Annotated in this window: 16 protein-coding genes; 6 read left to right on the forward strand and 10 right to left on the reverse strand. The window is 64.4% G+C overall.

The window, feature by feature from the left end; genetic code table 11:
* Nucleotides 1-109 precede the first annotated feature (109 nt).
* On the reverse strand, nt 110-2,296 hold the full coding sequence (locus AC5FRV_RS17055; RefSeq protein WP_493562287.1) for an elongation factor EF-2: 2,187 nt from the start codon (nt 2,294-2,296) through the stop codon (nt 110-112).
* A gap of 307 nt (nt 2,297-2,603) precedes the next feature.
* Between AC5FRV_RS17055 and AC5FRV_RS17060 the strand changes: the two genes are divergently transcribed.
* Nucleotides 2,604-3,653 (forward strand): RNA-guided endonuclease TnpB family protein, encoded by a 1,050-nt coding sequence (locus tag AC5FRV_RS17060; protein WP_493562288.1) that lies wholly within the window; start codon nt 2,604-2,606, stop codon nt 3,651-3,653.
* Nucleotides 3,654-3,893: 240 nt separating this feature from the next.
* Here AC5FRV_RS17060 and AC5FRV_RS17065 read toward each other — a convergent pair whose 3' ends face one another.
* The 8 genes from AC5FRV_RS17065 to AC5FRV_RS17100 all read right to left on the reverse strand — a co-directional run bounded on the left by AC5FRV_RS17065 (nt 3,894) and on the right by AC5FRV_RS17100 (nt 10,858).
* The gene (locus AC5FRV_RS17065; RefSeq protein WP_493562289.1) at nt 3,894-4,151 is read right to left on the reverse strand and encodes a hypothetical protein; all 258 of its coding nucleotides are present in this window, start codon (nt 4,149-4,151) and stop codon (nt 3,894-3,896) included.
* A 96-nt stretch (nt 4,152-4,247) separates the two neighbouring features.
* The gene (locus tag AC5FRV_RS17070; RefSeq protein WP_493562290.1) at nt 4,248-4,658 is read right to left on the reverse strand and encodes a DUF4870 domain-containing protein; all 411 of its coding nucleotides are present in this window, start codon (nt 4,656-4,658) and stop codon (nt 4,248-4,250) included.
* Nucleotides 4,659-5,038: 380 nt separating this feature from the next.
* On the reverse strand, nt 5,039-5,809 hold the full coding sequence (locus tag AC5FRV_RS17075; protein ID WP_493562291.1) for a creatininase family protein: 771 nt from the start codon (nt 5,807-5,809) through the stop codon (nt 5,039-5,041).
* Between the two features lie 128 nt (nt 5,810-5,937).
* Nucleotides 5,938-6,276: a DUF7853 family protein gene (locus AC5FRV_RS17080; RefSeq protein ID WP_493562292.1), complete on the reverse strand. Its 339-nt coding sequence runs from the start codon at nt 6,274-6,276 to the stop codon at nt 5,938-5,940.
* A 270-nt stretch (nt 6,277-6,546) separates the two neighbouring features.
* Nucleotides 6,547-8,628, reverse strand: coding sequence for a RecQ family ATP-dependent DNA helicase (locus tag AC5FRV_RS17085; protein WP_493562293.1), 2,082 nt, complete (start codon nt 8,626-8,628; stop codon nt 6,547-6,549).
* A 114-nt stretch (nt 8,629-8,742) separates the two neighbouring features.
* Nucleotides 8,743-9,198 carry a hypothetical protein gene (locus AC5FRV_RS17090; RefSeq protein WP_493562294.1) on the reverse strand — a complete coding sequence of 152 codons (456 nt, stop codon included), beginning with the start codon at nt 9,196-9,198 and terminating at the stop codon, nt 8,743-8,745.
* Nucleotides 9,199-9,276: 78 nt separating this feature from the next.
* Nucleotides 9,277-10,545, reverse strand: a complete 1,269-nt coding sequence (locus tag AC5FRV_RS17095) for an RNA-guided endonuclease InsQ/TnpB family protein (protein WP_493562295.1) — start codon at nt 10,543-10,545, stop codon at nt 9,277-9,279.
* 172 nt (nt 10,546-10,717) lie between these two features.
* Entirely contained in the window at nt 10,718-10,858 is a 141-nt protein-coding gene (locus AC5FRV_RS17100) for a hypothetical protein (RefSeq protein WP_493562296.1), read from the reverse strand.
* Nucleotides 10,859-11,017: 159 nt separating this feature from the next.
* On the opposite strand from AC5FRV_RS17100, the gene AC5FRV_RS17105 reads away from it, so the two are divergent.
* From AC5FRV_RS17105 to AC5FRV_RS17120, 4 genes are all read left to right on the forward strand, one after another.
* Nucleotides 11,018-11,194 (forward strand): hypothetical protein, encoded by a 177-nt coding sequence (locus tag AC5FRV_RS17105; protein WP_493562297.1) that lies wholly within the window; start codon nt 11,018-11,020, stop codon nt 11,192-11,194.
* A gap of 111 nt (nt 11,195-11,305) precedes the next feature.
* Complete coding sequence (locus AC5FRV_RS17110; protein ID WP_493562298.1) at nt 11,306-11,959, forward strand: ribonuclease HI family protein; 654 nt, start codon at nt 11,306-11,308, stop codon at nt 11,957-11,959.
* Nucleotides 11,960-12,102: 143 nt separating this feature from the next.
* Nucleotides 12,103-12,330, forward strand: coding sequence for a DdfA family disk-determining factor (ddfA, locus tag AC5FRV_RS17115; RefSeq protein WP_493562299.1), 228 nt, complete (start codon nt 12,103-12,105; stop codon nt 12,328-12,330).
* 191 nt (nt 12,331-12,521) lie between these two features.
* Nucleotides 12,522-13,076 carry a hypothetical protein gene (locus AC5FRV_RS17120; RefSeq protein WP_493562300.1) on the forward strand — a complete coding sequence of 185 codons (555 nt, stop codon included), beginning with the start codon at nt 12,522-12,524 and terminating at the stop codon, nt 13,074-13,076.
* On the opposite strand, the gene mutS is transcribed toward AC5FRV_RS17120, so the two are convergent.
* Entirely contained in the window at nt 13,069-15,813 is a 2,745-nt protein-coding gene (gene mutS, locus AC5FRV_RS17125) for a DNA mismatch repair protein MutS (protein WP_493562301.1), read from the reverse strand. The two genes, AC5FRV_RS17120 and mutS, sit on opposite strands and share 8 nt — an antisense overlap.
* Nucleotides 15,814-15,999: 186 nt before the next feature.
* On the opposite strand from mutS, the gene AC5FRV_RS17130 reads away from it, so the two are divergent.
* Nucleotides 16,000-18,141, forward strand: a complete 2,142-nt coding sequence (locus AC5FRV_RS17130) for a glycyl aminopeptidase (RefSeq protein WP_493562302.1) — start codon at nt 16,000-16,002, stop codon at nt 18,139-18,141.
* The last annotated feature ends 7 nt before the right edge of the window (nt 18,142-18,148 follow it).

Consider the following 18,148-nt stretch of genomic DNA (forward strand, 5'->3'; position numbering starts at 1 on the left):
GAGCGAACGGAGTGAGCGAAGCGTCCGGGCTTTTTCCCCGACGTTTTTCGAGGAGCCTCCCCGCAGCGAACGGAGTGAGCGAGGAGAGGCGACGAAGAAAAAGGTCGTCTTAGAAGTAGTCGATGGCGGGGTGAAGCTCCTGCTTCATCCCCTTGCGCTCGCGGATCTCGGAGATCTTGTCGGGCTGGAGGTTGTCGGCCATGACCTGGAAGCCGGCGTTCTCGGTGTTCCAGGAGGCACGACCCTCGGTCGCAGAGCGGATGTCGCTGGAGAAGCCGATCATCTCGTCGACCGGTGCGATGCCCTCGACGACCATCAGGTCGCCTTCCTGGTACATGTCGTCGACGCGGCCACGGCGACCCTGGATCTCGCCGCTGGCGGCGCCCATGTGGTCGTTGGGGACGTCGATACGGACGTCCTGGATCGGTTCGAGGAGTCGGATCTCCGCGTCGATGAGTGCGTTGTGGACGGCCTCGCGCATCGCGGGGATGACCTGTGCCGGACCGCGGTGGATGGCGTCCTCGTGGAGCCGGGCGTCGTGGAGACGCAGGAGCGCGCCCTGGACGGGTTCGGCGGCGAGCGGGCCGTCGTCGAGTGCGTCCTCGAGGCCCTCGATGAGGAGCTCCATCGTCTCGTTGAGGTGCTGGATACCCTTCGTCTGGTCGACGAGGACGTTGGTCCCGTGGATGTGCTCGATGTCCTGGGAGGTGTCCTTGTCCATGCCGGCCTCCTGGAGCGCTTCACGGCGCTCGAGTTCGGGCATGTCCATGGAAGCCTCGCCTTTCTTGATCGTGTCGACGATCTCGTCGTCCATCGGCTCGATGCTGATGTAGAACCGGTTGTGGCGGTTCGGCGAGATGCCCTCGACCTCGCGGGAGGCCTGCTGGGGCGCCTCGCGGTAGACGACGATGGGCTCACCGGTGTTGATCGGGATGCCCTGGTTGCGCTCGATGCGCTGGCCGATCACTTCGAGGTGGAGTTCACCCTGGCCGGAGATGAGGTGCTCGCCGGTGTCCTCGTTGATCTCGATCTGGATGGTCGGGTCCTCCTTGGCGACCTGCTGGAGCGTCTCGATGAGCTTCGGCAGGTCGTCCATGTTCTGTGCCTCGACGGACTTCGTGATGACGGGCTCCGAGATGTGCTCGATGGACTCGAAGGGGGTCATCTCGACGGAGGAGACCGTGGAGCCGGCGATGGCGTCCTTGAGGCCGGTGACGGCGGCGATGTTGCCGGCGGGAACGCGGTCCACTTCCTCGCGCTCGCCACCCATGTAGATGCCGACGCTCTGGACGCGGTTGGTGCCGACGGTGCCGGAGACGTACAGATCCTGTCCTTTCTCCAGCGTGCCGGAGAAGACGCGGCCCGCGGCGATCTCACCTGCGTGGGGGTCGACGCCGATGTCGGTGACCATCAGAACGACTTCGCCGTCCTCGTCGACGAGACGCATGGTGTCGGCGAGTTCGGAGTCGGCGTCACCACGCCAGATGCGCGGGATACGCATGGGCTGGGCGTCGATGGGGTTGGGGAAGTGCTCACAGACCATGTCGAGCACGACGTCCGAGAGCGGCGTCCGCTCGTGGAGCTCCTGGCGCTTGTCGGCGCGTTCGAGTTCCATGATGTCGCCGAAGTCCATCCCGGTGCGCTGCATCGAGGGCATCGAGACGCCCCACTTGTACAGCGCGGAACCGAAGCCGACGGTGCCGCCTTCGACGGAGACGGTCCAGTCCTCGATGTCGTCCATCTCCTCGGTCATGCCGCGGATGAGCTCGTTGACGTCGTCGATGACGTTGAGCAGGCGCCGCTGCATCTCCTCGGGGCCCTCCTGGAGCTCGGAGATGAGGCGGTCGACCTTGTTGATGAACAGCGTCGGCTTGACGCCCTCGCGGAGCGCCTGTCGCAGGACGGTCTCGGTCTGGGGCATGGCGCCCTCGACGGCGTCGACCACCACGAGCGCACCGTCGACGGCGCGCATCGCGCGGGTGACGTCGCCACCGAAGTCGACGTGGCCTGGCGTGTCGATGAGGTTGATGAGGTGGTTCTCGTCCTCGTACTCGTGGGTCATCGAGACGTTGGCCGCGTCGATGGTGATACCGCGTTCCTGCTCGTCTTCCTCGGTGTCCATCGCGAGTTGCTCCCCGGCGGTCTCGTCGGAGATCATGCCCGCACCGGCCAGGAGGTTGTCAGTCAGCGTCGTCTTCCCGTGGTCGACGTGAGCCGCGATGGCGATGTTCCGGATGTGCTCCGGGTTGTCCATCAGCGTCTCACATTCTTCAACGATCTTTTTTCGTCGGCCCATTATACGGCAGGCTATCAGTAGCAGGGGCAAAAGGGTGCTGTTTCCACGTGAGTGCGACAATGTGGAGCACGAACGCGGAAGCTCGTCAGGGAGCGAACGTCGTGAGCGGACTGACGGTGTTTCAAATTGGGTGCGACAGGGTGGGGCACGCACATCGAAGGGAGAAGCAGCGTTACGGACAGTCAAGGAGAAAGCCCTGTGCTTTAGCGCGGGGATGAATCCACCACTGCCTTTCGCAGACCACCGTCGATAGCACGTCCTGATATTCCAATAGTTTCTTGGGATAGTACACTTAATTACAATTGTAATGGCCACGGTGACTGTCACCGCGAAGTTCCACAACCCATCCCTCTCACGGCGGAAAGAGTGGCAGCAGGGCACTCGCCTCTATCGTGACACCAAACAGTTCTGTATCGACGGATGGGAGAACAGCGACTTCGACAAGTCCGTGACCACGGCCAGCATCGACAACGACCTCTACTCTGCCATTCAGAATCAAGCCATTCGAGAAGCGAAATCCGACCACAACAAGGACGGAAAGGTTCGCTATCGAGAGAGTCAGCCGCTCGCCGTCAACAACCAGAATTGGGAGATCGACACGACCGATAACGGCACGGTCGTTGTCGGCTTCCCGTGTGTCTCTCAATGGTGGTACACGCCTATCGAAGTGTACGACGATATTGCCGACCCAGTAGACCGACTGGTCAGAGGAGACGCTGATAAGACCCGCCTACAGGTCTATCGTCGTGGTGACGACTGGTTCTGTACGTTCAACGTCGAGTACGACACCGACGCGTCGGGTGAGACGCCAATCGGTGTCGATATTGGTGAACGGCATATTCTCGCTGTGACCGCATACGGTGAGGACGAGTCGATGCTCGTGTCTGGTGGTGAAGCGAAGTACGTTCGACGCAAATATCGTTCCCTCCGCGAGTCGCTCTCAGAAGCGGGTGCGCTTCGCGCACGCAACCGCGTGGGTGACAAAGAACAGCGTCGAATCACAGACTTGAATCACACACTCTCCCGTCGTCTCATCACGTTCGCGGAACAGTTCGAGAACCCCGTCATTCGGATGGAAGACCTCGAAGACATCCGCGAGAACTGTTCGTGGTCGGGTGTCCACTCGTGGCACTTCCACCAACTCCAACAGTTCATCACGTACAAAGCCGAGCGCGCTGGAATCCGCGTCGAGAAGGTCGATGCGTACCATACCAGCCAGAAATGTTCGGCGTGTGGTTCGACGGGAACGCGTGATGGCGACCACTTTTCGTGTTCGGAGTGTGACCGTGGACGGCACGCCGACCTGAACGCTTCGGAGAATATCGCACAACGAGAGGGTGAACCATGCACGGCGTAACAGTTCGGCTGACGCGAACCGTGCTCCCTCGCTGGTTGAATAGCCAGCCGTCGTCGACGCCTGCTGTATGCAGGGAGGAAGGCCCCATTGACAGGGCTGTACGCGCTGGAAAGCACGTCCCTGGTCATAACTGGACGGCGACCATCGACGTTCCACGCGAAAGCGTCCTTGAGAACCGAGGAAACGCGCAACCTGAATATCCACTTCGTGGAATCCTCGCCCTTTAGGGCGGGGAGGATGTCAATCGGGACGAAGCTGGTCGAGCGGCAGGCACGTGCCGTCGTCGGCCCGGGGAACTTCACTCGCCAGCTTCGACTCGTCGTCGGGGTCGACGTCGAGGACGTCCTGAACGCGCACGTTGGGCTGGCTGCTCCGGACGCCGATGAGCGTCAGCGAGAGGTGCCCGTCGGTCCGGCCGCCGGCCACCGTCACCGCCTCCACGTCGTCGTCCAGTGAGACCGTCGTCCACCCGTCTGGCTTCCGTACCCGGAGGTCCATACAGGTGGTCTCCCGTCGTGAGTGAAGATTCCATCGGCCGGGCGGTGCGGTCGGATCTGGTACGTTCGGATCGTCCGCAGTTCGCCACGTCGGCGCTCAGGAGATCACGTCGATCGTCAGCGGGTAGTCGTACACCTCGTCGTTGCTCGCCCGGACCACGGCGATACCGGTGAGGACCAGCCAGGCGATGCCGACGATGGGGAAGACGACCAGTCCGAGGCCGACGAAGATGGACAGCGCGGCGACGGTCAACAGCACCGTCCACGTGATCTGGAAGTTGATCGCCTCCTTCCCGTTCTCGTCGACGAACTGTCCTTCGTCTTTCTTGATCGCCCACACGAGCAGGGGGCCGAAGACGTTCGCGAGGGGGAAGGCCAGTCCGACGAACCCCATCGCGTGGACGATAATCGCCCACGTCCGTTCGTCGTCGCTCACCTCGGACTCGACGTGTGCTCCCCCGTGACTCTCGTCGACGGAGACAGACTCGTCACTGGGTTCCGTTGCCATAGTGGATACGTGCATTCGGGCAATCATAAACCCGGGGCTACCGACCGCCCGTTCCGGACAACACGCCATTTAATTAATCTGTTTTATTATTACAGTTTGTCCAAGTAGCCTAACAAGTTAGCGTGCTCGACTATGCACAGTCGGTGAGCCTTCACCGACGTCGGGTGCAGTCCCGTCAGCCAACCACCACCTGCCCCCGACGTTCCAGTCACCGGGGTCGCCCCGGCTGGAGATATTTGGGTGCTATCCGCCGCTCGACGTCGGTCGCGAACGCCGTCGACTCGTCCGACGATAGCGACTGTGGAAGCGGTCGACGGGGGAACGAGCGCGTCCGGGTCGACGTGAGTCTGCGTCGTCCGTGGTCCGGTCGACTGTCCCTCCTAAACGTGGTCTCTCGGCAGCAAGTCCTCGAATGCCTGGGCGGCGAGCCAGTCGGCGAGGTGGGCCAGCTGCTCCGTCGCGGCATCGAACAGCTGTTCGCCTTTCTCGGCGGTCGCGTCCGTCTGGTCGCCCAGGACGCCGTTGTCCGTGTTGTCGGCCGCGTCGTAGAACGTCCGGGAGCCGTGTCGCATCATCTCGGCGTCGTCCACGCTCGTCATGCCACCGTCCCGCGCGTCGGCCAATCGGTCCTCGTGGACCAGCGCCGAGTCGAGGTACTGGATCATCGCCGTCTCCTTGGGGCCGCCGTGTGGCCCGTTCTGTTCGAACAGGTCGTCGACGAGGTCCGGGATGCTCTCGTCCCACATCCACTCGATGCCGTAGGCCACCTCCTCCTGGCGGAGGCGCGCCCCGACCTCCCGGAGGTGGGGGACGTTCCCGCCGTGTGCGTTCACGTAGATGACGCGGTCGATGCCGTGATACGTGAGATTTCGGGTGAGCGAGGCCACGTACTCGCGGAACACCGATGGCTCGACCCACATCGTGCCGTGGAACTGCCGGTGGTGACCGCTGACGCCGACGTTGATGGTGGGCGTACAGAGATAGCCCGTCCGTTCGGCGACCTCTCGGGCGAAGGCTTCCGCGATGAGGTGGTCCGTGGCCTCGGGCAAGTGCGGCCCGTGCTGTTCCGTCGAGCCGAGTGGGATCAGCGCCAGCGACTCGGTTTCGAAGTAGTCCTCGAGGTCAGGCCATGCGACGTCTCCGAGGTACATCCTACCAGACACTGACGACCGGCCAGCCCATACGTTCCCCGGTCAGACACGGTGCTGGCCGTCTCCGGGCCCGCAATCGCACTCGAACGGGTCTGGCCCCGTCTGTCAGGTGGCCCCCACCGCTCGAATCACGCTTCTGCCGCGCCCCGTTCTTCGAGGAGCGCGGTGAGGAGGTGCAAGAGCCCTTCCAGTCGCGAGCGTTCGAGTTCCCACCACGACGTCGAGTGGTGATACTCCGCGACGACCGATCGCATCGCCTCGAGTTCCGCTGTGGTGACGCTGGTCTCGCCGGCGTCGAGCGTCTCGAACGCGTCGAACACCGCCACCGGTGGCGGGTCGATTCCGGTCGGATCGTCCGCTCTCGCTTCCCGCTCGAGGCGGTCCAGAAGCACGTGGTGGAGCGTCCAGCGGGACTCCCGGTCCAGGGAAAGCCGTATTGTGGCAGGGTCGTGGGCGTTGTCTGGCATGGCGGCGACTGTACAGCCGAGTTTGGTATTGGTGCATGTTAACTCTTGCCATGGGCTACGACGACCGCCAATTCTCCCCGGGTAGAGTACGTCCGTGCGCTCGTCGACGGCTTTGACGGGGAGCCGATACTGTTCAGCCACTCCTGCGGCGCGCTCACGGCCATCCAGGCTGCGAAAGACGGCGAGACGGCAAGCCTCCCCGATGGTTTCCAGGCGGAGGCCGACCTCGCCGACCGGATGGACGCGGGTGATCGCCACGCGTCAGCCGACCTACCACCGGTTCCGTTCGGCGAGTGCGAAGGGATAGACCGGGCCACTCCCGGCGTCACGGAGGACGAGCGACGCTTCCGTCGACGACCACCGCGACCCGACGGTCTCGTCGACCAGCAACACGGGGCCCGATCGAACGGATTCAGTCACCTCGAACGCATCCTCCACGTTCCAGCGCTGCTGGTAGGAGTTTGCCAGCTCGTGCTGCGGGCGCATCTCCCGGACCCGCTCGACCGCTCTGAGATAGTCCAGCCCGAGTTCGCGAGCGATCCGCTGGGCGAGGTCGTCGACTCGCTCTTCGTCGGTCGGTGACGGAACGGCGGTGACCCAGGTCGGCGCCGGTGACGGGTTCCACTCCGTATCGACGTGGTGGACCGCGGCGTCGATCAGTTCCTCGTCGTACCGGTCGCCGTCGTCCTGTGCTCGACGCACCAGTTCGCCGTAGCCCGGATCGCCGTACACCGACAGGACGCGCCCAGGTTCGGGTTTGCGGTCTTCGGCGATTTTCGACCGACCGTCCTCGTCGGGCACGTAGTATCGCGGGGATATCTCGTCCCACGATTCGGCCCGGTAGTGGTCGACGGCAGCACTCACGAGTTCCTCGTCGTCGACGGACTCCGGACGGAACGGCCCGGAACAGTTGGCACAGTGGCCACAGTCCGCCTCGAGTGACCCGTCGAGTTCGTCGTCGATGAACCGCGTCAGACAGTCGTCCGTCCGGGTGAACGCCTGGATGCGCGCCAGCTCCTCCCGGCGGTGCTCGGTGACCGACTCGATGCGCTCGTGGTCGTACGCCCAGTCGGCGGACGTCCGCGTGAACCCGTCGTCGACGCGGATTATCGCGTTGTCCACTCGCAGGATATCGAGACACTGGGAGACGGCCTTCCACGAGAGGTTCGTCTGCTTCAGAATCTCGTACTTGTACAATGGTTCGTCGCTGTCCCCCAGCGTCGAGAGGACCGTCTCGAAGTCTTCGGGTTCGGGAAACGCCTGTTCGATGAAGTACTCCGCGACCCGGTCGTCCTCCTCGCCGGAGAGCAGTATGGCAAACGCCTCGTCCAGGCCGCGACCGGCACGGCCGACTTCCTGGTAGTACCGGATGAGGTTCGGCGGTCGCTGGAAGTGGATCACCCAGCCCAGGTCGGGTTTGTTGAACCCCATCCCCAGGGCGTTCGTCGCGACAAGCCCGTCCACGTCGTTGTTCATTAGTCGGTGTTCCAGTTCACGACGACGGTCTCCGTCCATCCCACCGTGGTACGGTTCGACGTCGAGGCCGCGAGCGGTCAACCACTCGGCGACCGTCTCGACCTCGTCGGTCGTCAGGCAGTAGACGATGCCAGACGACGGCAGGTCCGGGACGTTCTCGGCGAGCCAGGCCAGCCGACGTGACCGCGACCCGACCTCGATGGTCTGGAGCCGCAGGGAGTCCCGGACGAGGTCGCCGCGGACGGCCCGGAGGTCGGGAACCTGGTCCGTGACGTCGTCGACCACGCGGTCGTTGGCGGTCGCCGTCGTCGCCGCGACGGGGATGTGGTCAGGGAGTTCCTGGAGGATCCGCTTGATACGGCGGTAATCCGGCCGAAAGTCGTGGCCCCAATCGGAGATGCAGTGGGCCTCGTCGACGACGAGCATGCCGAACTCCTCGTCCATCGCCACCAGGACGTCCTCCTGGAACTCAGCGTTCGCCAGGCGTTCCGGCGAGATCAACAGGATGTCACACTCACCGTCGACGACGGCTTCCATCGTCTCGGTCCACTCGTCCGTGTTGTTCGAGTTGATCGTCCGGGCTCCGAGTCCGAGCTGTGCTTCGGCGTCCTGGATCTGGTTGTGCATCAGCGCGAGCAGCGGGCTGACGATGAGCGTCGGACCCGCTCCCCGCTCGCGGAGCAGTTTCGTCGCGATGAAGTAGACGGTGCTCTTGCCCCAGCCAGTTCGCTGGACGAGCAACAGTCGCTCCTCGTCGACGACCAGGCTCTCGATCGCTTCCAGTTGATCGGGCCGGAACGCCGCTTCCGGTCCGATGCTCCGTTCGAGCAGCGTCTGGGCGCGCTCCCGGATCCCGTCCCTCGAGTTGAGTGCCACAGGCGTGTTCACAGCGTAATCGTACAAAAACGCTCGCCGGAGGTGGACGGAGGGACAGGTCGTCATTTGATCCTAGAGACAGAAGCGCAAGGAAGGGACTACTCACCCTTCGTGTTATAGCAGCTCGATCCTTTCCCGGATTTCCACTGGCGTAAAGGCATTCATCTCGTCGAGGTAGTCGTCGACAGCATCGACCGTGTGGAATTCCGTTATCTCGCCGAGTCGTTGCTCGGCTGCGTCATCGAACGTAGCCAGTTGATCGGGGCGGTACTGGTGAGGGTCTACGTAGAAGACGAACAGAACGTTGTAGTACTTGTCGCCGTGGGGAATTCCCATCACCAAGCGGCAGAAGATTCGCTGGTCACCACCGACGCGGATCACCTGGAGTTCGTCACAGCCTGCGACGGTTTCGTAGATATAGTGTTGTGGGGTGTCGCTATCGAGGAGTTCGTGTAGCCGTTTCAGTACAGCGGCCTGACGAGTTTTGTCCCCGATGTCCGAGAGGCTCTCCGTGAATGTCTCGGCGAGAATCGCAACGTTCTCTTCGTCGGATAGTTCGACGACGCTCACGCTAACGGTGGTTGCACAACGAACCTTTGACATCCCCCTCCGCCTGAAGACAGAGGAATCCCGACTGCCGTTGGGATATTACGGTTCACAACCCACCTGTTCGCTCGGTGCGAAACGCCCCGAGGTTTGATTGAACAGGTGGACTGCTGGCCGTGCCAAACGACCGTTACTCATATCCTCCGTCGGAGGATTCTGAGTTATCTTTCTGCGAATGTTCACCGCACCGTTCACGTCCGCGTTCATCGTCACACCGCACGACTCACAGACGTACAGGCCACGCTCCACACGATTCGCGCCTCGCTTCCGACCACAGCACGAACACGTCTTGCTCGTGACCCGCTCGCTCTTTCGGTCCACGAGGATTCCGTGTTCTTCGGCCTTGTATTCGAGCAGGTTCGTGAACCGGTCGAACTCCCAGCCGTGGAGTTTCTTGTTCCCATGCTTGCCCCAGTTTCGAGCGTCTCCGTTCTCCTCCTCGCGAATTTTGCTCAGGTCGCCGATTGCGATGCGACCAACCTCGTGGTCGATGCATTGCTCAACGATGTGTGTGGCGAGCGCGTGCAGGAAGTGGTCTTTCCGCCGAGACAACTTCTGCCGGGCGCGGAGCGCACGCTTCGATGGCCCGTTCTTGCCCTCGGTGTCGTACTCGTTGCGGGTGAAGTAGTGCTTGTCCTGTTTCAGCACGTTCCCCGGGTATAACTCGGCGTCACCGTCGTCGTAAGCGATTGCGAGGTAGTTCTTGATGCCGAGATCGATGCCAGCCGTGTTGTCGCCGGGGGCGTCCTCGACAGGAATCTCGATCTTGCAGACGAGGTGGAGTTCCCAGCGTTCGCCGTTCCACACGGCTCTGACTTGCTGGATGTTCTCCACGGTCACGTCCGGTCGTGTCTCGTACTCGCAGAGGATGAAATCCGAACGGTGGGTTTTGAGATTGAAGCCCTTGCTGAGACGGAGCCGGTCGTTCGTGGCGTCGTGCTTGATGCCATTCTGCTTCCACGTCACGGTGGAGCGCGGATGGTTGTCGCCTCGCTTTCGGTAGCCGGGTGGATTCGCGTCTGTGTCGCCGTTCTTGCGCTTTTTGAACCAGCCGTTGAACGCCTCAGCGAGTTCTTCGAGAACGCGCTGACTTGACTGCGAATGGAGGTCACTGTAGCGTTCGTGGTCTTTTAATTCGCGCTTGATGTCGGCTTCGGACGGAATCTCACCCGTGTCGTCCCACTCTTGTTGGGAGTGGTATCGGGCGACGTTCCACAGTTTCGACGCGGAGTGCCCGCAGTCATCGAGGTCGTCACTCACTTGAGACTGGTTGACGATTTCCGCTCGATAGGTGCGAGTTGTCTCCAGCACCGGACTGTGCTCATAATAAATTATGGGAAATGGTGTATTAAAACTAACGGCCGGGCGTTGAATATCTTGCCGTGCCGTCGAACGTAGAAGGCGTCAAAGTTGTCGGATTCATCCCACGCCTAAAGGCGCGGGGTATTCTCCTTGCTCTTTATAAAATCCCTTCCGAACTTCGCTACAGGTCGAGTGCCTCGTCGAGGTCGTCCCCGTCGGCGGTCCGGCCCTCGGCGATATCCTCGATCCCTTCGAGGACGCCTGCCGGGACCGTTGGATCCTCCTCAGATTCGTTCTCGTCGGAACGGGAGGTCGAAGCCATGAGTGATTGTACGTTACCGATGCTACTGGTTAAACCTTTTCCGCACCCGTCCGGACGCAGTGTTGTCGTGGTCGCAACCAACAGCGATCGAGTACTCTACTTCGACCCCTTTGTCCTCGATACTGCCGCTTTCATCGCCGTCGATCCCAGACACTTCTCTTGTCAGGAATCGTCGGCGACTTGTCTCTGACGACGACGACGAAACGTTGCCACTACGAACTCGAACACTACGTCTGTGAGGCATCGTCGTACGCGCCGGAGGGAACGCGTGAACGGTGGAACCAGGATGGAAGCCAGATTGCACCCGATCCATTCGATGACTGGGGGATCACCTGAAGGGATTATCCCGATCGACCACCGAGGGATCCGTATGAAACGGCGCGACTATCCGACGAGCCGATCCGGGAGCGGTGGTCCGAGAGGCCGGAACCGAGCGGGGACAGTGGCGTGACCGGCGAACCCCTCCCGGTCGAACACCTCTCGCCGGTCGCGACGCTCGTCGACGAGGTGCTCGCGAGCGTCGGCTACGAGATGGCGGCTGCCACGGACGCCATCGACGACGCCGTCCCTGGCTACGGCGGTCTGTTCGACCCCGGGACGGACCGGGACGAGTTACGTCGCGCGCTCGAAGGCCTGCTGACGTCAGACCTCACCCGGCCGCCCGTCCAGGAGGTGACGGGCGACGCCTTCGTCCTCTACGTCGATGGGAGTTCGCGCGGCAATCCCGGTCCCGCGGGCGCGGGCGCCGTCATCATGGACGCCGACGAGGACCCGCTCGCCCGTCTCGGCCGGCCCGTCGGCGCCCGGACGGGGAACAACACCGCCGAGTACGTCGCCCTCCAGCTCGGCCTCGCCGAACTGCTGGCCCGCTACGAACCACGGACGCTGGAGGTCCGCATCGACTCGATGACGGTCGTCCGGGACGTCTGGGGCGGCGACGACCCGACGGAGCCGGGCGTCGAGGCGTACAGCGACGCGGTCGCGGCGGCGCTGTCGAACGTTCCGGACCACCGCTACACGCACCTGGCCGACAGCGACCCGAACCCCGCCGACGCGCTGGCGACGGTGGGCGCCGATATCGCGGCGATGGGCCCTGGATAGGAGACCACTCACGAAACGAGTGGCACCAAATCGGAACGAGACCCACAACGATTAGCAGTGAACACGGCAGGGACGAGATACACCCTAATATTTGAGGGTGTACTGACTTCATCCCACAGACATCATTATCAATTATGAATGTGATGTCGGAGGTAATCGAAGCTGTCGCAGATTCGAAGGGGGTGGATCCAATGGAACTGCCACCGCTGAACGAGTCGATAGATCCGGACGCCCTCGAGGCCCTCTGGGACCGGGACGCGGCGAACGGTGTCGTGATATTCGAGTACGCAGACACGAGAATTCGGGTCTTCTCCGAAGGTGCAATTATGATTAGTGAGTCGGTGGGGGAGGTATTCACTGGCAATCCGTAATCGTTCGAGACTCCGCCGGCATTGGCATCGGCATCGGCAGCGCTCGTTGCTATCCGACATGCGGTCGGTATCTCCTCGCCTGAAGTCGGAGGAGACCAACGTCAGCTCGTACGGTCTGCGCCCGCGACGGGTGTACTTCTCGATTGCTTCAGCAGTAGCATTAATGACAGCCTCGTCTCACCATCATCCATATGAAACGTCGAAAAGCGCTTTCGGTACTTCTCGGCGGTGGCGCAGCAGCCGCTCTCGGTGGAGTCGCGGTGTTCAAGCCGGACCTGATTACGGGCCCGCCACGAGCGCAGGGTGACCCGATTTCACTCGGCGAGCGCCACGATCCAGGGAACGTGACCGAGTATCATCCCTCGAATCAGTCAGTGACGTACCGACTCCAGGGAACCGAGAATCTCACCGAAACGATCTCGTTTTCCGAATGGGCGAAAACGCAGAGCGAGACGATCGCTGCCAACGCTGTATTACAGGCGATACACTCTCGTTTCGACGACGAAGTCACCGGTATTTCAATGCACAGTTCGAGACAGTACCTGGAGAAAGCTCTCCGTGTACTGTATATTCTCAATGGCGATGGAATGCCAGATATGGAAGCGCCAAACGTTCCGTTCGAGGCGATTCTAGAACGGGCGCCGTCGACGGTCGACCTCACGGTCGTCTTGGAGGGGAACGAATACGCAGCCGACTATCCAGTCGTCGCCGAGCGAGTAACGCTCGATCCGATCGTCTTCAAGTGAGGTCGTCGTCACGATCCCCGAGTTTTGCCTGCCAGTTCTGGACCTTCGCCATCAGTTCGACGGGCGGCGTCTCGTTGACGTCGACGTCGTCGAGTTCGTCGAGGATGGCCTCCGTCTCGGGATCGAGCGACTGACCGCCCGCATCGCTCGCTGGCGCTTCCCTCTGGCTCCCGTCGGTCGCGATCTGTTGTCCGGTAGCGCTCGTCTCCCCGGCGCTCAGCTCGCCCGACCCGAGGTCGAAGACGACCTGCGTCGACTCGTTGCCGCCGTTCCGCTCGCCGCCCTGGACCTCGATGGCTTTCTCCTCGCGGAGCCTGTCGAGGACGTCTCGCGAGCGGTCGACGACCGGTTCGGGGACGCCGGCGAGATCCGCAACGTGGACCCCGTACGAGCGATTCGTCGGTCCGTCGCGGACGGTCCGGAGGAAGGTCACCTCGCCGTCGGACTCGTCGGCGGCGACGTGGACGTTCTCGACCTTCGGGAGCTTCTCGCCGAGCGAAGTGAGTTCGTGGTAGTGGGTCGCGAACAGTGTCTTCGCCTGAATCTGGTTCGCGAGATACTCCGTCGCGGCCCAGGCGATGGAGATGCCGTCGTACGTGGCGGTGCCCCGACCGACCTCGTCGAGGATGACCAGCGAGTCCTCCGTGGCGGAGTGGAGGATGTTCGAGAGCTCCTGCATCTCGACCATGAACGTCGAGCGGCCCTGGGCGAGTTCGTCCAGCGCGCCGACGCGGGTGTAGATGCCGTCCACGAGGCCCACGCTCGCCGAGCGCGCGGGGACGAAACTGCCGACCTGGGCGAGGAGCGTGATGAGGGCGGCCTGCCGCATGTAGGTGGACTTCCCGGACATGTTCGGGCCGGTGACGACCAGGAACTGCCGCTCCTCGTCCAGGCGGAGGTCGTTGGGGACGAACTCCGTCGTCTGCTCGACCACGGGGTGCCGGCCACCCTGGACGTCGAGTTCCCGGCCGTCGGAGAGGTCGGGCCGGGTCCAGTCGTTGCGGACGGCGTGGGTCGCCAGCGACGCGAGGGCGTCCAGTTCGGCCAGCGCCCGGCCGACGTCCTGGAGCAATTCTGCGCGGGCGGCGACACGCTCCCGGAGTTCCTCGAACAGTTCGTACTCCATGTCGTGGCGGCGTTCCTCCAGGCGGAGCACCTCGCGCTCGCGCTCCTGAAGTTCTGGAATCGTATAGCGCTCGGAGTTCTTCAGCGTCTTGATGGCGTCGTACTCCTCGGGCACCTGGTCGGTCTCGGACTTCCCGACCTGGATGTAGTAGCCGTCGGTCTTGTTGCGGTCGACGGAGAGGTGGGTGATGCCGGTCTTTCCCTTCTCCCGTTCCGGCAACGTGTCGATCCACTCCAGGGCCGCCTCGTGGCTCTCGACGAGGTCGTCCAGGTCGTCGTCGTAGCCCGTCCGGAAGAGCCCGCCCTGGGTGACGGTCCCCGGCGGCTCCTCGACGAGGGCCTCGTCGATTTCGCTCGCCAGGTCGGCGACGGCCTCGCGGTCGAGTCGCGAGAGCACGTCGACGAGGGGCGACTCCGCGAGGCGGTCGGTTCGCTCGACCAGGTCGGTGACGGCGTCCAGCAGCGCGAGCGTCTCGCCGACCGACCGCAGGTCGCGGGCGTCGGCGCTGCCCGAGACGGCCTTCGAGGCCAGCCGTTCCAGGTCGTACACCGGGTCGAGCGTCTCGCGTAGCTCCTCGCGGGCCATCGCCGCCTCGGCGAGTGCCGCGACCGACTGCTGCCGGCGAGCGAGTTCGCCCTGGTCCCGGCGGGGGCGCTGGATCCACTGGCGCAGCAGTCGCGCGCCGGCGGAGGTGACGGTGTGGTCGAGCGTGTCGAACAGCGAGCCATCACTCCCTCCCTGCATCGTCTCGGTGAGTTCGAGGTTGCGCTGGGTCGTCGCGTCCAGGTCGACGTGGTCTGTCGCGCCGTAGGCCTGGAGCCGCGTCACCGACGCCAGCGTCCCGACGCCGGTGTCCTCGACGTAGGAGAGGACGGCGCCCGCCGCCCTGATGGCGGCGTCCTTCCCCTCGACGCCGACGCTCTTCAGGGTCTCCGTTCCGAAGTGGTCGCGCACTCGGTGTCGCGAGCGGGCTGGTGCGAACGACTCCGCGCTGTGCAGCGTCAGCGACGCGTCGGTGCGCTCGCGGACCCGGTCGAGGAAGTCGTCGTCGGCGCGTAGCTCCGGACCGGGCAATACCTCCGCGGGGTCGAACTTGTACAGTTCCGTCTGGGCAGTCGCGGCCGCGTCTTCCCCGTCCAGTTCGGTGACGTGGAACTGTCCGGTCGTCACGTCGGCGAAGGCGAGGCCGTAGGAGTCCCCGGCGGTCCCGTCGCTCCGTCGCGCGCCCCCGCCCTCCTCGCGGACGACGGCCGCGAGATACTGGGCCGAATCGTCGGTCGTTTCGAGGAGGGTGCCGGGCGTGACGACGCGGGTTATCTCCCTGGCGTGGCCGTCCTCGGTCTCGTGCTGGTCGGCGACGGCGACCCGGTAGCCCCGTTCGACCAGCGCGGAGACGTACGGCGTGAGTTCGGTGAGGGGGACGCCGGCCATCGGATAGGACGAGCCGTGGGAGGACTTCTGTGAGACGGTGAGGTCGAGTTCGTCCGCGACGAGTTCGGCGTCGTCGGCGAAGAACTCGTAGAAGTCCCCGCACTGCATCGCCAGCACGTCCGCGTCGGTGCTCTCCTTCAGCGCGAGGAACTCCCCGACGATGCCCGTCGCCTCTGTCATACCCACCCGTGCGTGCGTGGGCGGCATAGGGGTTGTGGGTCCGCCTCGGCGGTGACGGGCGGTGCGGAGGCGTGCGCGTCGCTCGAATCGTCCCGGACCCGTTTTCGGAGCGACTCCCCGGAATCGGCCGTCTCGCGCGGAAAACACGGATCAGGTATTTCACCTCCCAGTTGCTAACGGATCCCAATGCGCCTGGCGCGTCGCGCCGTGCTCGCTGTGGTCTTTGCGTCGGTCCTGTTGACCGGCGCGGTCGCTCCGGCCGTGGCGAGCGGCGACGTCGCGCCGCGCCAGGACAGCTCCGGCCCGGCCCAGATCGGCTTCCAGAGCGACGACGGAACGACTATCAACGCGACCCAGGAGTTCGCGCTGACGCCGTCGACCCCCGGCGAGGTGGCGGTGGAGCTGGAGTATACCATCTCCAGCGGCGTGGTCTCGCTCCACACCGAGCTCCCCGACGACGTCGAAGTGACCGACACGGACGGCTTCGTCCGTGACGGCTGGCGCGAGTACCGCTGGGACGAGACGACGAGCACCCCCTCGATCACGTATACGATTCCGGTCAACGAGTCGCTGAACGAGACGGGGCCCGTTGGGGCCGACGGAGACCTGGTCGCCGTCGACGCGGGCGAGTGGGCCCTGTTCCAGCGCCCGCCCGTCACGACCGACTGGACCCGCTACTCGTCGGCCGGCCCCGTCGCGTACGACCGGACGTCGACGACCGCGGGTCCCGGCGCGGCGGGGGAGTGGCTGGTCTACCTCGGCGAACACGAGACCTACGAGCGGAACGCCAGCGACCAGCGGTTCAGGCTCGTCGTCCCCGCGAACGCGAGCATGCGCGACGCTCCCCGGTCGGTGCTCGACTCGCTGGCCGACGCCTCGGACGCGTTGCGCGTCGGTGACCGCGACGACGAAGTGTTCGTCGTCGCCGCCCCGACCGACGGCGTCCAGTGGGGCGTCCGCGGCTTCCAGACGGGCGAATCCGACCTCTGGGTCCGCGACGTCGAACCGGTCGACAGCGCCGAGAATCCGTGGGTCCACGAGTACGTCCACACCCGTCAGGACTTCGCGCTCGACCCGGAGATGCGCTGGTTCCGTGAGGCCTCCGCCAGTTACTACGCGGCGCTGTTGACCTACGAACAGGGTCGGGTCCCCTACGACGCGTTCAGCCAGCGGATCGGCGCCGGTGCGAACAGTTCCTACGCCGACGCCGTCCTCGCCAACCAGTCGACGTGGCAGTCGGCTCCCGACTACGACAAGGGCGCGCTCGTCGCCGGGCAGCTGGACCGGCAGATCCGCAACACGCGCGACCAGGAACGGACGCTCCAGACGGTCGTCCAGGCGATGAACGCCGATATGGGCCCGATTTCGCTGTCGGACTTCCTGGGCGCCCTCGGTGAACACGGCGACGACGAGATCGTCGACGCGGCCACCCGGTACGCCGAGAAGCCCGCGAACGTCACGATGTGGGACCAGCCCGCACACGTCATGGCCTTCGGCGACCCACCCGCCCGCATCGGCTTCCAGCTCCCCGGCGACGGCAACGACGCGACGTACAGGGTCGACGGGCGCTACCGGAACGCGACCATCGAGGCGACTGACGGTCCGGTGGTCGTCGTGCCTGGCGAACGGCTCCGGGTCGGGACCGTCGTCGAGAACGCTGGCGGGCGAGCGGGGAACTTCACCGCCCGGCTGGCAGTGAACGGGAGCGTCGTCGACCAGGCCAACGGCTCGGTCGCACCCAACGAGACGGCCGTGCTGGGCCTGAACCACACGTTCGACGAGCCCGGGACGTACGAACTCGCGGTCGGGGGCGACGAGCGGACCGTCGAGGTCAGCGAGCCTGCCGAGGGCCGGGTCACCGACGTCACGGCGACGTCACGGGAGGTCCTGAAAGGCGAGTCCGTCCGGGTGAGCGCCCGGGTCCAGAACGACGCTCCCATCCCCGGCGAGACGTCGGTCGTGTTCCGCCGGGACGACGGCCTGGCCGTCGCGGAGACGGTCCGCCTGGCCCCCGAGTCCGCCGGCTGGGTCAACGCGAGCGTCCCGATGTCGCGGACCGGGGCCACGACCGTGCGCGTCGACGGCGCCGGGGAGGTGACGGTCGCCGTTCGCGCGCCGCCGGTCCAGACGACGGTCGACGGGAACGGGGCGGACAGGACAACGGGCCCGCCCACTACGGTGGCGACCGTCACGCAGACCCAGCCGGCGACGGCGACCCCGACCGACACGCCCGGCTCGACCGGTTTCGGGCTCGGTGCCGAGGCGCTCGCCGTCACGCTGACAGTGGCGCTCGCCGCGACGCTGGCGGTGCTCCGCGAACGCCGCTGACGGGGCC

The sequence above is a fragment of the Halomicrobium sp. HArcel3 genome, assembly GCF_058933135.1.

What these genes read in the sequence shown, in the direction of transcription:
- AC5FRV_RS17120 (WP_493562300.1), top strand. Translation starts at nt 12,522, where the DNA reads ATGAAACGTCGAAAAGCGCTTTCGGTACTTCTCGGCGGTGGCGCAGCA.
- AC5FRV_RS17130 (WP_493562302.1), top strand. Translation starts at nt 16,000, where the DNA reads ATGCGCCTGGCGCGTCGCGCCGTGCTCGCTGTGGTCTTTGCGTCGGTC.
- AC5FRV_RS17080 (WP_493562292.1), bottom strand. Translation starts at nt 6,276, where the DNA reads ATGCCAGACAACGCCCACGACCCTGCCACAATACGGCTTTCCCTGGAC.
- mutS (WP_493562301.1), bottom strand. Translation starts at nt 15,813, where the DNA reads ATGACAGAGGCGACGGGCATCGTCGGGGAGTTCCTCGCGCTGAAGGAG.
- AC5FRV_RS17075 (WP_493562291.1), bottom strand. Translation starts at nt 5,809, where the DNA reads ATGTACCTCGGAGACGTCGCATGGCCTGACCTCGAGGACTACTTCGAA.
- AC5FRV_RS17060 (WP_493562288.1), top strand. Translation starts at nt 2,604, where the DNA reads ATGGCCACGGTGACTGTCACCGCGAAGTTCCACAACCCATCCCTCTCA.
- AC5FRV_RS17100 (WP_493562296.1), bottom strand. Translation starts at nt 10,858, where the DNA reads ATGGCTTCGACCTCCCGTTCCGACGAGAACGAATCTGAGGAGGATCCA.
- AC5FRV_RS17065 (WP_493562289.1), bottom strand. Translation starts at nt 4,151, where the DNA reads ATGGACCTCCGGGTACGGAAGCCAGACGGGTGGACGACGGTCTCACTG.
- AC5FRV_RS17055 (WP_493562287.1), bottom strand. Translation starts at nt 2,296, where the DNA reads ATGGGCCGACGAAAAAAGATCGTTGAAGAATGTGAGACGCTGATGGAC.
- AC5FRV_RS17070 (WP_493562290.1), bottom strand. Translation starts at nt 4,658, where the DNA reads ATGGCAACGGAACCCAGTGACGAGTCTGTCTCCGTCGACGAGAGTCAC.
- ddfA (WP_493562299.1), top strand. Translation starts at nt 12,103, where the DNA reads ATGTCGGAGGTAATCGAAGCTGTCGCAGATTCGAAGGGGGTGGATCCA.